Genomic DNA, 13272 nt, shown 5'->3' with positions numbered 1-13272 from the left:
GGGGGTAGCGATGGGGTTCACGGACACCAGGATCGACCACTTCGTGGACAAGGCGGTCGCGGCCGAGGAGAGGGGAGATCTGGAAAGTGCCCGGTTCTTCGCCTCCCTGGCGAACGCCAAGGCCCTGTCCGACATCTCCAGGGCCCTGCGCGGCCTGAACCTGGAACCGGTCGGACGGTTCACCGACGGCCAGGTCGACGACTAGGTCTCCGTCTTCCCCGCACGGCCGTCCTCCCGGTATCGGCTGGGCGTGCGGGCACGCGAAAGCCCCGCACCGGGATCGGTACGGGGCTTGCGGGAAGAAGCGGTGTCGCTACTCGCGACTCAGCGACACGATGAAGGCATCGATGTCCGCGTCGGAGGGCTCTGGTCGCGGCGTGCGCGCACGGGCACGAGCGCGGGCGGCGGCCAGGGCCTCGTCGTAGTCCTCGTCTCCAGGGCTGAGGCGCTGTGCAGCGTCCCACTTGGTGCCGTCGGGAAGGGTGCCTCCGGTCGGTACGAGCACGGTGACGCCATCGCTGTCCAGGCGTGCCATCAGGGACCTCCCAACTGCGTCTCGGAGTAGTCCCACAGTAGGCGGGCCACCTGGTCGTTGCCGAGACAGTGAGCGATCATTTCAACCCATCCCAGACACCAGGCCGCGAAGGGCTCGACCCACCGCTCGTCAAGGCGGAAGAGCATACCGCGTAGGCGTTCCGATCCGTGGCGAACGTCGGCGATCCATCCCGGTTGCTACACCTGAGGAGCCACGCTGCTCCACAGGGGCCGGGCACAAAAGAGAGCGCCCGGCCTGTGGTTAGCAGGTCGGGCACGAGTTGTGGGGACACAAAGAAGCTGCCGACCCGTTGGTGGCGGATCGGCAGCTTCTCCACTGTCTCAAGGTGGTGCACTCGGGAGGACTCGAACCCCCAACCTTCTGATCCGTAGTCAGATGCTCTATCCATTGAGCTACGAGTGCAGGTTGTTCAGTTGTGTGTCGCCCGGTTGGCCTGGCCTCCCTGGCGACGTCTCCGACTCTATCACGGTGCCGGAGGGCCTCGAACCGTTGTGTGCGTGTGTGACCCGTCATGCCGGTCCGTGTCCCCGGTCGCCCCGCGAGGGGCCGGCGGCCCCGGCGCGAGGCGCGCCGGGGCCGCCGGAACGGAAGGGTCGGGCGCCGGTGGTCAGCACCCTCCGCCGAGGACGACCCCGTCGACGCGGGAGACGCCGGCGTTGCGCTGTTCGCCCACGCGCCGGTTGACCTCCTCGGGGGCCACGGACTCGCCCTGCTGGTGGTACACCCAGTCGACGTCCTGCACGTAGGTGCTCGGGCCGCCGACGTGGCCGGTCATGTCGATGAACCACTGGTTGAAGTTGATCGACATCGGCGACGACGGGTAGTACTTGCCGCTGTGCTCGGCCACCAGGTGCGTGTCCACGTAGTAGCGGACCACGCCGTCCTCCACCTGGATCACCAGGTCGCGCCAGCCCTCGAAGGAGCGGTTCACCACGTCGCTGACGTTGTCCGCCACCCAGGGATCGCGCTGGTAGGTGTGGTACGAGGTCAGGTACATGGCCTCCGCGGGGGCGCCCCATCCCGAGTTGGGCAGGTACTCGAAGTCGAGCTCGCTGTAGTCCGGGTCGTTGTCGTAGGCCAGCGGGGTGATCGTGTAGAAGGTCTGGAGCACGGTGTCGCCGTCCTGGCCGGAGACCGGGGCGTCGGCGAACTTGACCATGGCGGCGTAGGTGCCCTCGTGGAACTTCTCCTCGCCGAAGGTCAGCTCGGCCTGGCTCGTGCCCGCGGGGGTGCCGTCCGTGGTCGAGGTCAGGCGCAGGACGGAGTTGCCGCCCTCCTGGGCGAAGGAGACGTTGTCGGCGTCCCAGGAGGCGCCGGGCACGCCGGGGCCGCCGTCCCAGCTGCGCACGTTCCAGCCCTGTGCGCGCAGGGCCGGGTCGGTGTGGTCGCCGTAGTCGAAGTCGTCGAAGAACAGGCCGCACGGGGCGGACGTCGTGGACGTCCGGTCGGAGACGGTCTCCACCTGGACGGGGGAGCCCGTCGCGCAGGCCGCGAGGGGGAGTGTGACGGCGCAGGCCAGGGCGATGCCGCCGAAGCGGAGGGGGACGGGCACGGGGGGACTCCTCGGATTCGTGTGGAGGGACCGGACCGGGGGCGGCCCGGGACGGGCGGTCAGAACGGGGCCGGCGTCACGTCGAGGGACACCGGGGCGTGGTCCTGGACGTAGGAGGCGAAGCCGTGGGCCCCGCCGAGGAGCGGTCGTCGATCGGTCATGGGGGAGGCCTCACCGGAGGGGCTGTGGAGACGGGCCCAATCTGTCGATCGTGGATCCGCCGCGTCAACCCGGTACGGCGACCCTTTCGGAGGGTTTCCGTGTTGTCACTGGTAATGACATCGCCGTGTGTCCCATGTCATAGGGCGGTCGCACGGCTTTCGTTTTCCCGGATGAACGTTTTCCGACGGATGCGTGACCGGGGAGTATTCCCTGGTGGGGGCGGGTGGCGAAGGGGTGTTGAGTTTCGCCCGCCGTGGAGAGCGCCATTTCTGTGGCTTCTGCTTTTCGGCGAGAGGAGGCGCGGAGGAGGGGGTGCCCGGGGCGCCGCCGAGGCCCGGGGGCGTCCGTCGGTCACGCCTCGGGGACTCCGGGGAGCGGTCGGCCTCCGGCGCCGGGTGGGTCGGTCCGTCCCGGACCTCCTCGGCGCCCGCGCGTTCAGGGCCTCGGCCCGGAACCGGGAGCGTGCCACGCCCCGATAGTACGCATATGTACATGGAAGCCTTCGCCGGGTCGAAAATCCACGTGCCGGTCGCCCGGCCCGTGCCCGTGTGGGCGCTTCTCGTCCTCTCCCTGACGGGCGGGCTGATCCTCGGTGTGGCCACCATGTCCGCCCGGCTCCTGCTGCCCGGTGCGCCGGGGTGGATCGCGAACCCCGGGACGGTGTGCGCCGTGTGGGCGGCGGCCGCCTTCGCGGTGGGCGCGGTCGGCTGCGGGCACCGCTGGTGGACGTGCGCCCTCGCGGGCGGCCTCACCCAGGCGGGCGCGGTGGCCGGCTGCCACGTCGGCGCCGCGATCCTGCTGTGCGGCGGCCAGGTCCTCCATGCGCCCCTGGTGTGGGGAGCGGTCGGGCTGGTCCACGGACCGCTCCTCGGCGTCGCCGGGGCCTGGTGGTGCGGCAGCTCGGGCTGGTGGCGGGCGAGCGCGGGGGCCCTGCTCGGCGCCGCACCGGGGGCCGCGGGCGCCTTCGAGCTCCTCCACCGGGCGGACCTCCCGTCCGCGCCCGGCACGGTCTGGGCGCAGGTGCTGCTCGGGTTGGCGGCTCCCCTCCTCCTGCCGGGCGGCCGGGCGGACCGGCTGCGGTCGCTGGCGGTGCTCGCCGCGCTCGTCCCGCTGGGCGCGGGCCTCCACCTGCTGGCGGGTGCGGTGGCCGCCCCGGTGTGAGGGGCCCGGGCGGGCCGCGTCGACGCCCCGGGGCCGGGCGGCGTACCGCCCGGTCCCGGGGCGGGCGGTCAGGAGGAGACGGCCTCCTCGACGGAGGCCGCCCACAGGGAGACGGCCGTGTCGACCTGGTCGCCGTCGACGATCAGCGGCGGGATCATCCGCACGACGTTGCCCGCCGGGCCGCAGGTGAGCAGCAGGAGCCCGTTGCGCGAGGCCGCCTGCTGGGCGCGCAGCGCCGTCGCGGCGTCGGGCGAGCCGTCCGGGGCGGTGAACTCGTTGGCGAGCATCAGGCCCCGGCCGCGCACGTCGCCGATCACCTCGTTGGCCCCGGCCACCTTCTCCAGGCCCTGGCGCAGCCTCTCGCCCATGCGGGCGGAGTTCTCCACCAGGCCCTCCTCCTGGATCACGTCCAGGGTGGCGAGGGCGGCCGCGCAGGACACCGCGTTGCCCCCGTAGGTGCCGCCCTGGGAGCCGGGCCACGCCTTCTCCATGATCTGGGCGGGCGCCGCGATGGCCGACAGCGGGAACCCGCTGGCCAGCCCCTTGGCGGTGATGACGATGTCGGGGCGGATGCCCGAGGGCTCGTGGCCCCAGAACGTCCCTGTCCGGCCGAACCCGGTCTGCACCTCGTCGGCGACCAGCAGGAACCCGTGCTTGTCGGCGCGCTCACGCAGCCCCTGCAGGAACGCGTCCGGTACGGGCACGTAGCCGCCCTCGCCGAGCACGGGCTCGATGAACACCGCCGCCGTGTCCTGCGGGGAGGTCACCGTCGAGAACAGGTAGTCCAGCTCCCGCAGGGCGTGGGCGACCGCGTCGGACTCGGACAGGCCCAGCCGGTAGGCGTACGGGAAGGGGGACACGACCACGCCGGGCACCAGCGGGCCGATGCCGGCGCGGATCTTGACCCCGGACGTGGTCAGGGAGGCGGCCCCCATGGTGCGGCCGTGGAACGAGCCCTGGAAGACGACGGCGTTCTGCCGGCCGGTCGCCTGGCGGGCCAGCCGGAGCGCGGCCTCCACGGCCTCGCTGCCGGAGTTCACGTAGAACAGGCGGTCGACGCCCTCGGGCAGGACCTCGCCGAGGCGCTCGGTGAGTCGCAGCAGGGGGCGGTGCATCACGGTGGTGTACTGGCCGTGGATGAGGGTCGCCACCTGCTCCTGCGCGGCGGCGACGACCCGGGGGTGGCAGTGCCCGGTGCTGGTCACACCGATGCCCGCGGTGAAGTCGAGATAGCGGCGGTCGTCCTCGTCGTAGATGTAGACACCCTCTCCTCGCGCCGCGACTACGGGTGTCGCCTGCTTGAGGACCGGGGAGAGCTCCGCCATGCGTGGCCTCGATTCCGTGGTTCGGGTTCCGTAGGATTGTTGACAATCGACACTGCTATGGAAACATCCGTGCAGTGGCGGTGTCCAGTGGGCGCACGTCGGGCAGTTCTGACCACAGGCCGACCGAAACGGGTGGGCCCGTCGACCGGGGAGTAGTGAACATGTCGGACCAGGAAGCACGGGTCGTCGCGCAGGTGGACAAGAGGCTCTTCGTCGGAGGGGAGTGGCGCGACGCGGACTCCGGGGCCACCTTCGAGGTGGAGGACCCCTCGACCCGCGAGGTGCTCTGCGAGGTCGCGGACGCAGGGAAGGAGGACGCCCTCGCCGCGCTCGACGCGGCGCACCGGGCCCAGCCCTCCTGGGCGCGGACGGCTCCCAGGGAGCGCAGCGAGATCCTGTACCGGGCTTACGGGCTCCTCATGGAGCGCCAGGAGGACCTCGCCGTCCTGATGACCCTGGAGATGGGCAAGCCGCTGGCCGAGGCCAAGGGGGAGATCGCCTACGCGGCGGAGTTCTTCCGCTGGTTCGCGGAGGAGGCCGTCCGCATCGAGGGAGGGTTCTCCACGTCGCCGGACGGCAAGTCGCGCTTCCTCGTCATGCGGCAGCCCGTCGGGCCCTGCATGCTCATCACCCCGTGGAACTTCCCCATGGCGATGGGCACGCGCAAGATCGGGCCCGCTATCGCGGCCGGGTGCACGATGGTCCTCAAGCCCGCCCACCAGACCCCCCTGTCGGCCCTCGCCCTCGCGGGCGTCCTGACCGAGGCCGGGCTGCCGGAAGGGGTTCTCAGCGTCCTGCCCACCACGGACCCCGGAGCGGTCACCGAGCCCCTGCTGGGCGACGGCCGCGTCCGCAAGCTCTCCTTCACGGGTTCGACCGCCGTGGGCAGGAAGCTCCTGGAGCAGAGCGCCGGACAGGTCCTGCGCACGTCCATGGAGCTGGGCGGCAACGCGCCCTTCCTCGTCTTCGACGACGCCGACCTGGACGCGGCCGTCGACGGGGCGATGCTCGCCAAGATGCGCAACATCGGCGAGGCGTGCACGGCCGCCAACCGCATCTACGCGCAGTCGGGGATCGCCGAGGAGTTCTCGGAGCGCCTCAGCGCCCGCATGGGTGCGCTGCGCATGGGGCGGGGGCTGGACGAGGGCGTCGAGGTGGGCCCGCTCATCGACGACAAGGCCCGCGACAAGGTGCAGCGCCTGGTGGACGACGCGGTCGGACGCGGTGCGAGCGTGCTGGTCGGCGGCGGCCCCGGCGACGGCCCCGGGCACTTCTACCGGCCGACCGTGCTCGCGAACGTCCCCTTCGCCAGCGAGCTGTCCACGACGGAGATCTTCGGACCGGTGGCCCCGGTGCTCACCTTCGAGACCGAGGAGGAGGCGGTCCGGGCGGCCAACGACACCGAGTTCGGCCTGGTCAGCTACCTCTACACCCGGGACCTCAACCGGGCGCTGCGGGTCAGCGAGGCGTTGGAGACCGGCATGGTCGGCCTCAACCAGGGAGTGGTCTCCAACCCGGCCGCGCCCTTCGGCGGGGTGAAGCACTCCGGCCTGGGCCGCGAGGGCGGCCGCGTGGGCATCGACGAGTTCCTGGACACCAAGTACGTGGGCATCGGCGGGATCTGACCGGGCGGGGTCCCGCGTCCCGCGCGCGGGCGCGGGGCTCCCCCCGCGGCGGTCCGTCGACCGGACCGGGCGCGGGGGTCCGCACCGCCCCGCGTCCCGGGACCGGGGCCCGGGGAGGGCGGTCCTAGACCCCGGCCCCCGGCGCGGCCTCCGGCGGCGACGGGAAACCGTCGTGGATGCGCTGGACCGTGTCCACCATGTGCGACTCGATCAGCGCGAGCAGCCGGTCCTCGGCGCCGTCGGCGATGGCGTCGAGGATGCGGTGGTGCTCCTCCAGGAGTTCGCCCGGCTCGGGGTAGACGTGCTGCATCACCGTCAGGCACATGCGGGTCTCCACCAGCAGGGTCTGCGACATGCGCTCCAGGCGGCTGTTGCCCGCACAGCTCACGAGGGTCTGGTGGAACGCCTGGTCCGCGTCGCTCATCGCGTTCCGGTCGCCCCCCGCGGCGGCCAGGGCGAGCCGTTCCACGGCCGGGGTGAGGCGGGCGACCGCCTCACCCCGGTTGCCCCGCATGATCAGCTCGCACGCGGTCCTCTCGACCGCCAGCCTGGCCACGTAGACGTCGCGGACGTCGGCCTGGGTGAGCTCCCGCACGAACAGGCCCCTGTGCCGTTCGCTGCGCAGCAGCCCCTCCTGGACGAGGCGCTGCATCGCCTCGCGCAGGGGGCCGCGGCTCACGCCCAGCTGCCCGGCCAGCTCCGCCTCGCCGAGCTGGTCCCCCGGGGCGAGGGAGCCGTACATGATCGCGGACCGGAGCTGGTCGGCGATCAGTTCGGCGGTGGAGCGACGTGGGACGGGGCTGAGTCGGCCAGGGGCGGGCATGGTCCGCCCTCCTCTCGAGAAACGGGACACAGGGGATGTTGTCGGGCGACGAGGTCGAGGCTAACGGGCCGGCAGGGCGCTCCTGACCGCACCGGCGCCCACCCGGAACAGGGTTCCGGGCCCGCTCGGCCGCACGGTGTCCGCCCCGGCGAGCCGGAGCCCCTCCCACACGCTCACCTGGTTGGCGGTGAGCACGGTCTTGCCGAGCAGCGCCTCCATGGGCTCGATGAGGTGGGCGCTGTGCAGGGCGGTGTCCGGCACCAGGACGGCGTCGGCCCGCGTGTGGTCGTTGGAGATGACGAAGTCCACGGCGTCGTCCGGGCCCAGCCGGCCGACCTCCGCGGCGGTCGCGATGCCGTGGCTGGCCAGGGAGAGCACCGTCACCCCGGCCTCCGTGAGGAACTCCACGAACCGCCGGGCGACGTCGTCGGGGTAGGTGGCGGCGATCGCCACCCTGGAGATCCGGAGCTGGCTCAGGGCGTGCACGAACGCGAAGGACGTGCTCGAGGACGGCACCCCGGCGGCCCGGCGCACCCCCTCGACCTGCTTCCCGGCGCCCTCCCAGCCGAAGACGAAGCTCCCGCTCGTGCACGCCCACACCGCGGAGTCCACCTCCATCGCGGCCAGTTCGCGGGCGCCCTCGGCGAGCACGTCCTCGCCGCCGACGTCGAGCAGGGCGTCCACGCGGTGCGCGTCCTCACGCATGAGGGTGTGCACCAGCGGCAGCTCGACGTCCCCTCCGAGCAGCTCCTCGAAGGCCTTGTAGTCGTCCTCGGCGCTGAATCCGGGATAGAGGAATCCGACGCGTGTCATGGGCTCTCCTTCCTGTGCGGTCGGCCCGGGCGTGTCATGCCGCGCTCGGCGCGGCCACGTCGATCAGGCTCTGTCCCCGGGCCACGGCCTGCCGGTTCGCGGCCTTCATCACCGCCCACATGGTCACCTGGTTGGCGGCGATCACCGGTTTGCCGAGCTCGCGTTCGAGCGGCGCGATGATGTCGTAGGTGAGCACGTTGGTGCAGCTGATGAAGACCGCCTGGGCGTCGGGGCGGTCCACCGCGTGCACCGCCTGGGACACCTCCTCGTAGGTGACCCTCCAGATGTGGCTGAGCAGGCCGAGGCCGACGCTGGAGGTCACCCCGACCGAGTGCTCGGCGAGGTAGGCCAGGAGCCGGTCGGTCACGCTGTCCACGTAGGGCGTGACGACGGCGATCCGGTCGGCCCCGAGCGCGTCGAGGGCCTGGATGAGGGCTCCGGAGGTGGTGACGGCGGCGGGCGCCCCGGCGTCCACCATGGTCCGGTGGAGGCGCCGCTGCCCCTCGGCCCCGTGCACGAAGCTCCCGGAGGCGCAGGCGTAGCCGATGGCCAGCGGTTCGGGGGCGAGCAGGGCCCTGACGGCCGGGTCGACGTTCTCCTCGCGGGACAGGGCCGCGGCCTGGTCGACCGTCACGGGCACGTGGACGTACGGCAGCCGTGTGACGTGCAGTGAGACGTCGTCCGGCGTCCAGCGCCACAGTTCGCGGTCGAGCGCGAAGTCGTAGGGCGCGATGACGCCGACCCCCGACTGCCATGGCGTCCGCGTGGTCGCGGCCAGTTCGACGACGCCGTGCTCCGCGCCGGTGCCGCTCGTGTGGTTCCCCTCGGTACGCATCGGTCACTCACCTCCCGGGATGTGTTGTCGTGTCTTCTCGGATGCGCGGGTCGCGCCGGGACGGGGGGCCGTGCGGCCCCGCGGGGCGCTCAGCGCTCCAGTCGTTCGTACAGGAGCCGTTCGCCGACGCTTCCGGAGCGCCAGACGTCGTTGCAGGCCTCGGCCATGGCGGGCAGGTTCTCGACGACGGTGGCGAACACGTTGCCGGGCACCCAGCCGACGTCGCCGTTGAGCAGGAGGTTGTTGCGGCCGTAGAACAGGGCGAGGTCGATGACGCCGGGCAGGTCGCCGATCCCCTTGTCCTCCTTGAACGCGCGGTCGAGCATGCCGCCGTCGAAGGAGAAGTAGACGATGTCGCCGGGGATCGGGGTGACGGTGGGGTTCTCCTGGCCGGGCTCGACCTCGGCGAACCTCGGCACCATCGTGTAGACCTCGTTGCGCGCGTACTTGGCGTGCTGGACGGCGTCTCCCTGGGGGAGGGCGTTCCACACGGCCTCGCAGGTGCGCGGCGCGTCCTCGTCGAGGAGCTCGGCCACGCAGGAGACCCCGCGGGCGGGCAGGGTGACGGTCATGTACCTGGGCAATGGGTGAGTCCCTTCGGCGTCTGCCCGGACCTTCGGCCGGGGACCGGCTGGAACACTCCGGACAACAGGACTGTTGATTGTCGACAATCTTACGATCAACAAGACCGGCGCGGCAATAGACCCGACTGGTGCGGATGGGGCGCGCCTGGTCGGATGTGATGTGAGAGAGGCCGGTATCCGGTGGGAACGACCGCTTTGTGGATTGTTGACAATCCTATGTCGGCTCCCTAGCGTTTCCCGTGCAGGGCGATCCTCCCCACCGCAGAAGACCTCTCTGAACCATCGCCGCCGACCGGAGAGCGCACGCCCGTGAACAGTTCCGTCCCTTCCGCGCCCCACCGACCGAGGCTCCTCGTCCTGCACGGGGGCGTCCTGCCGCCCGGACACGCACGGGTGGACGGCGACCCGCGCCTGGAGGGGGTCGACTACGCCACCGCCGAGGAGCTCCCGGCCAAGCTGCCCGGAGCGCGGGCGCTGCTCGTGTGGGACCTGTTCACGGAGGCACTCGCCTCCGCCTGGGCCGGGGCCGACTCCCTGGAGTGGGTCCACGCCGCGACCACCGGCGTGGACAACCTGATGTTCCCCGGCCTGGTCGACAGCGGCGTCGTGGTCACGAACTCGCGCGGGATCTTCGACGAGCACATCGCCGAGTACGTGCTCGGCCAGGTGATCGCCTTCGCCAAGGACTTCCACCGGACCTGGGACCTCCAGCGCGAGCACCGCTGGGAGCACCGCGAGACCGAGCGCGTGTCGGGCAGCCGAGCCCTCGTGGTCGGCACCGGCCCGATCGGCCGCCGCATCGCCCGCAAGCTCTCGGCGGTCGGCATGGAGGTGCGCGCCTCCGGCAGCCGCGCCCGCGAGGGCGATCCCGACTTCGGCGCCGTCGTCGAGTCCAGCCTGGCCGAGAGCGGCACGGACGGCGGCCCCACCCTGCTGGGCGAGCTGCCCCGCGCCGACTACGTGGTGATCGCGGCGCCGCTCACCGACTCCACCCGGGACCTGGTCGACCGGCGCTTCCTGGAGCTGATGAAGCCCTCGGCCCGACTGCTCAACGTGGCGCGCGGCCCCATCGTGGTGGAGTCCGACCTCGCCGCGGCCCTCGACGCCGGGGTCATCGCCGGAGCCGCGCTGGACGTGTTCCGGCGCGAACCGCTCAAGGCGGTCTCCCCGCTCTGGGGACTGCCCGGCTCGGTCGTCTCGCCGCACATGTCCGGTGACGTCGTCGGCTGGCGCGACGACCTCATGGACCTGTTCCTCGACAACCTCGACCGCTACCTCGACGGACGAGAGCTGCTCAACGTCGTCGACAAGAGCCGTGGCTACGTGCCCGGCTGACCCGCATGTGGTGTGACTTGGGAGGCTGAAGTGACGATCCGTTCCGACCGGGCCGAGACCGACGACGCTGGAGCGGAATCCGGGGCTCCGGGGGGAGGGGCCTCGCGCGCCCCCGGGCCGGCCGCCGCGCGCGGCGGCTCCCCGTCCCCGGCCGACCTGTCCGCCGAACAGCTCCTCGAGGCCTACGCCGCCGGAGAGCTCTCCCCGGTGGAGGCCGTCGACGCCGTCCTGGAGCGCATCGAGCGGGACAACCCGGCCCTCAACGCGTTCTGCCTCGTCAGGCCGGAGGAGGCGCGCGAGGCCGCCGCCGCGTCCGCGGAGCGGTGGCGCCGCGGACGGCCGGACGGGGCGCTGGACGGCGTGCCCACGTCGGTCAAGGACATCCACCTCACCCGGGGCTGGCCCACGCTCAAGGGGTCGGTCACCAGTCCCCAGGACGGGCCGTGGGAGGAGGACTCCCCGGTGGTCGCGCGCCTGCGTGAGAACGGGGCCGTGTTCGTCGGCAAGACGACCACCCCCGAACTCGCCTGGAAGGGCGTCACCGACAGCCCCCTCACCGGGGTCACCCGCAACCCGTGGGACCTGTCCACCACCCCGGGCGGCTCCAGCGGCGGTTCCGCCGCCGCCGTCGCGGCGGGGATGGGGCCGCTGGCCACCGGCACGGACGGGGGCGGTTCGATCCGCATCCCGGCGAGCTTCAGCGGGATCTGCGGCATCAAGCCCACCTGGGGGCTGGTCCCCCACTACCCGGCCAGCCCGTTCGGGTCGCTCGCCCACACGGGCCCGATGGCCCGCACGGTGGGCGACACGGCGCTGATGCTGGAGGTCGTGTCCGGCTTCGACGCGCGCGACTGGATGGCGATGCCGACCCCGGAGCCCGGCCTGGGCGACGTGCGCCGCAGCACCGACCCCGGGGAGCTGGTGCGGGGCATGAGGATCGCGTACAGCCCCACCCTGGGCGGACTGGACGTGGACCCCGAGGTGGCGCGGGCGGTCGCCGGCGCCGCCGCGGTGTTCGAGTCGCTGGGCGCCCGGGTGGAGGAGGCCGACCCCGGCCTCCCCGGGTCCCTGGACGAGTTCCACGTGCTCTGGTACTCGGGGGCCGCGAAGGCCACGGAGAAGCTCACCGAACGGCAGCGCGACCTCCTCGACCCGGGGCTGCGCGGCATCATCGAGGAGGGCCTGACCTACTCGGCGCAGGACTACCTCACCGCGATGGCGCTGCGCATGGAGATGGGCGCGCGGATGGGGCGCTTCCACACCTCCTACGACCTCCTGATCACGCCGGCCACGCCGATCGCGGCGTTCGAGGCGGGCCTGGAGTCGCCGCCGCACCTGGCGGGGGAGCGGTGGACGTCCTGGGCGGGGTTCAGCTACCCGTTCAACATGACGCAGCAGCCCGCAGCGAGCGTGCCGTGCGGGTTCACGGGGGCGGGGCTGCCCGTGGGGCTCCAGGTGGTCGGACCCCGCCACGCCGACGCCCGTGTGCTGGCCGCCTGCCGCGCGTTCGAGCTCGCCCGGCCCTGGGCCGGCCGGAGGCCGTGAGCGCGCCCGGAACGGTCCCGGGAGCGGGCCGCGGGGACGCGGCGGCGAACATGTCGACGAATCTCCGCGGCCGCAGGCGCACCGGCCTTGAACAGGTGCTTTGCTCCACGAGCAGGATGAAATATCCCTTTCCGGGACCTTTGCCCGGGGAGTTCAGTGCCTAAGGGCCCGCGCGAGGGTCCCCTCAGGTATTACCGTCTTCCTCGGAGCGGTGTCCGACGAACGGTGGCGCAGGGATGGGGATGGGTCGATGACGGGCGGTGGAACCGAGGGTGCTCGGAAGCGGATCAGGGTGTTCCTGGTGGACGACCACGAGGTGGTCCGCCGCGGCGTCGCCGCCCTCCTGGAGACCGAGGAGGACATGTCCGTCGTCGGCGAGGCCGGAACCGCCGAGCAGGCGCTGGCCCGCATCCCGGTCGTCGTCCCCGACGTCGCGGTCCTCGACGTGCGGCTCCCCGGCGGATCGGGCGTGCAGGTCTGCCGCGAGATCCGGTCGGACCACCCGGAGATCGCCTGTCTGATGCTGACCTCGTTCGCGGACGAGGACGCCCTGTACGACGCGGTCATGGCCGGGGCGGCGGGATACGTCCTCAAGCAGATCCACGGCGCGGACCTGGTCGGGGCCGTGCGCACCGTCGCCTCGGGCGGCTCGCTGCTGGACTCCGGCAGCACCGGCGCGATGCTCGAACGGCTGCGCGGGGCCCAGGCGGAGCCGGACCCCCTGGCCGAGCTCACCCCGCAGGAGCGGCAGATCCTCGACCTCATCGGCGAGGGCATGACCAACCGGCAGATCGGCGAGCGCCTGTACCTCGCCGAGAAGACCGTCAAGAACTACGTGTCCGCCCTGCTCTCCAAGCTGGACCTGAAGCGCCGCACCCAGGCCGCCGTCCTCGTCGCCGAGCTGAGGGGCCGGCGCTACTAGGGCGGCCCCGCGGCGGCCCGTGCCGCCCCGGACC

At 72.3% G+C, this 13272-nt stretch carries 13 protein-coding genes and 1 tRNA gene; 6 read left to right on the top strand and 8 right to left on the bottom strand.

The window, feature by feature from the left end; translation table 11 throughout:
* Positions 1-10: 10 nt before the first annotated feature.
* Complete coding sequence (locus ABZ234_RS07295) at positions 11-205, top strand: hypothetical protein (protein WP_267947255.1); 195 nt, start codon at positions 11-13, stop codon at positions 203-205.
* A 108-nt stretch (positions 206-313) separates the two neighbouring features.
* Here ABZ234_RS07295 and ABZ234_RS07290 read toward each other — a convergent pair whose 3' ends face one another.
* The 3 genes from ABZ234_RS07290 to ABZ234_RS07280 form a co-directional block, all read right to left on the bottom strand.
* A complete protein-coding gene (locus ABZ234_RS07290) occupies positions 314-535 on the bottom strand; it encodes a hypothetical protein (protein WP_355011380.1) in 222 nt (73 codons plus the stop codon).
* A 347-nt stretch (positions 536-882) separates the two neighbouring features.
* Positions 883-958 (bottom strand) — tRNA-Arg (locus ABZ234_RS07285).
* A gap of 205 nt (positions 959-1163) precedes the next feature.
* A complete protein-coding gene (locus ABZ234_RS07280; RefSeq protein WP_267947254.1) occupies positions 1164-2108 on the bottom strand; it encodes a glycoside hydrolase family 16 protein in 945 nt (314 codons plus the stop codon).
* A 654-nt stretch (positions 2109-2762) separates the two neighbouring features.
* On the opposite strand from ABZ234_RS07280, the gene ABZ234_RS07275 reads away from it, so the two are divergent.
* Positions 2763-3431 carry a DUF6518 family protein gene (locus ABZ234_RS07275; protein WP_355011379.1) on the top strand — a complete coding sequence of 223 codons (669 nt, stop codon included), beginning with the start codon at positions 2763-2765 and terminating at the stop codon, positions 3429-3431.
* 68 nt (positions 3432-3499) lie between these two features.
* Here ABZ234_RS07275 and ABZ234_RS07270 read toward each other — a convergent pair whose 3' ends face one another.
* On the bottom strand, positions 3500-4756 hold the full coding sequence (locus tag ABZ234_RS07270) for an aminotransferase class III-fold pyridoxal phosphate-dependent enzyme (RefSeq protein WP_355011378.1): 1257 nt from the start codon (positions 4754-4756) through the stop codon (positions 3500-3502).
* Positions 4757-4917: 161 nt separating this feature from the next.
* Between ABZ234_RS07270 and ABZ234_RS07265 the strand changes: the two genes are divergently transcribed.
* A complete protein-coding gene (locus tag ABZ234_RS07265) occupies positions 4918-6381 on the top strand; it encodes an NAD-dependent succinate-semialdehyde dehydrogenase (protein ID WP_355011377.1) in 1464 nt (487 codons plus the stop codon).
* Positions 6382-6505: 124 nt separating this feature from the next.
* On the opposite strand, the gene ABZ234_RS07260 is transcribed toward ABZ234_RS07265, so the two are convergent.
* The 4 genes from ABZ234_RS07260 to ABZ234_RS07245 all read right to left on the bottom strand — a co-directional run bounded on the left by ABZ234_RS07260 (position 6506) and on the right by ABZ234_RS07245 (position 9424).
* Positions 6506-7204: a GntR family transcriptional regulator gene (locus ABZ234_RS07260; RefSeq protein ID WP_267947250.1), complete on the bottom strand. Its 699-nt coding sequence runs from the start codon at positions 7202-7204 to the stop codon at positions 6506-6508.
* A gap of 60 nt (positions 7205-7264) precedes the next feature.
* Positions 7265-8017, bottom strand: coding sequence for a maleate cis-trans isomerase (locus tag ABZ234_RS07255; RefSeq protein WP_352982240.1), 753 nt, complete (start codon positions 8015-8017; stop codon positions 7265-7267).
* A 34-nt stretch (positions 8018-8051) separates the two neighbouring features.
* Positions 8052-8852: an Asp/Glu racemase gene (locus ABZ234_RS07250; protein ID WP_344180194.1), complete on the bottom strand. Its 801-nt coding sequence runs from the start codon at positions 8850-8852 to the stop codon at positions 8052-8054.
* An 89-nt stretch (positions 8853-8941) separates the two neighbouring features.
* Entirely contained in the window at positions 8942-9424 is a 483-nt protein-coding gene (locus ABZ234_RS07245) for a DUF3830 family protein (protein WP_267950573.1), read from the bottom strand.
* Positions 9425-9745: 321 nt separating this feature from the next.
* Between ABZ234_RS07245 and ABZ234_RS07240 the strand changes: the two genes are divergently transcribed.
* The 3 genes from ABZ234_RS07240 (at position 9746) to ABZ234_RS07230 (ending at position 13238) form a co-directional block, all read left to right on the top strand.
* The gene (locus ABZ234_RS07240; RefSeq protein WP_355011376.1) at positions 9746-10771 is read left to right on the top strand and encodes a D-2-hydroxyacid dehydrogenase; all 1026 of its coding nucleotides are present in this window, start codon (positions 9746-9748) and stop codon (positions 10769-10771) included.
* Positions 10772-10801: 30 nt separating this feature from the next.
* Entirely contained in the window at positions 10802-12316 is a 1515-nt protein-coding gene (locus ABZ234_RS07235; protein ID WP_355011375.1) for an amidase, read from the top strand.
* A gap of 250 nt (positions 12317-12566) precedes the next feature.
* Entirely contained in the window at positions 12567-13238 is a 672-nt protein-coding gene (locus ABZ234_RS07230) for a response regulator transcription factor (protein WP_267947245.1), read from the top strand.
* The last annotated feature ends 34 nt before the right edge of the window (positions 13239-13272 follow it).

Origin of the sequence: Nocardiopsis sp. NPDC006198 (assembly GCF_040613895.1) — a bacterium.
GTDB classification, from domain to species: Bacteria; Actinomycetota; Actinomycetes; order Streptosporangiales; family Streptosporangiaceae; genus Nocardiopsis; species Nocardiopsis tropica.
The sequence above is the reverse complement of the archived record's forward strand: the minus strand, read 5'-3'. Positions and strand labels throughout refer to the sequence as shown.

Coding starts and splice junctions, on each gene's coding strand:
- ABZ234_RS07295 (WP_267947255.1), top strand. CDS start 11: ATGGGGTTCACGGACACCAGGATCGACCACTTCGTGGACAAGGCGGTC.
- ABZ234_RS07255 (WP_352982240.1), bottom strand. CDS start 8,017: ATGACACGCGTCGGATTCCTCTATCCCGGATTCAGCGCCGAGGACGAC.
- ABZ234_RS07290 (WP_355011380.1), bottom strand. CDS start 535: ATGGCACGCCTGGACAGCGATGGCGTCACCGTGCTCGTACCGACCGGA.
- ABZ234_RS07260 (WP_267947250.1), bottom strand. CDS start 7,204: ATGCCCGCCCCTGGCCGACTCAGCCCCGTCCCACGTCGCTCCACCGCC.
- ABZ234_RS07245 (WP_267950573.1), bottom strand. CDS start 9,424: ATGACCGTCACCCTGCCCGCCCGCGGGGTCTCCTGCGTGGCCGAGCTC.
- ABZ234_RS07250 (WP_344180194.1), bottom strand. CDS start 8,852: ATGCGTACCGAGGGGAACCACACGAGCGGCACCGGCGCGGAGCACGGC.
- ABZ234_RS07265 (WP_355011377.1), top strand. CDS start 4,918: ATGTCGGACCAGGAAGCACGGGTCGTCGCGCAGGTGGACAAGAGGCTC.
- ABZ234_RS07270 (WP_355011378.1), bottom strand. CDS start 4,756: ATGGCGGAGCTCTCCCCGGTCCTCAAGCAGGCGACACCCGTAGTCGCG.
- ABZ234_RS07230 (WP_267947245.1), top strand. CDS start 12,567: ATGACGGGCGGTGGAACCGAGGGTGCTCGGAAGCGGATCAGGGTGTTC.
- ABZ234_RS07275 (WP_355011379.1), top strand. CDS start 2,763: ATGGAAGCCTTCGCCGGGTCGAAAATCCACGTGCCGGTCGCCCGGCCC.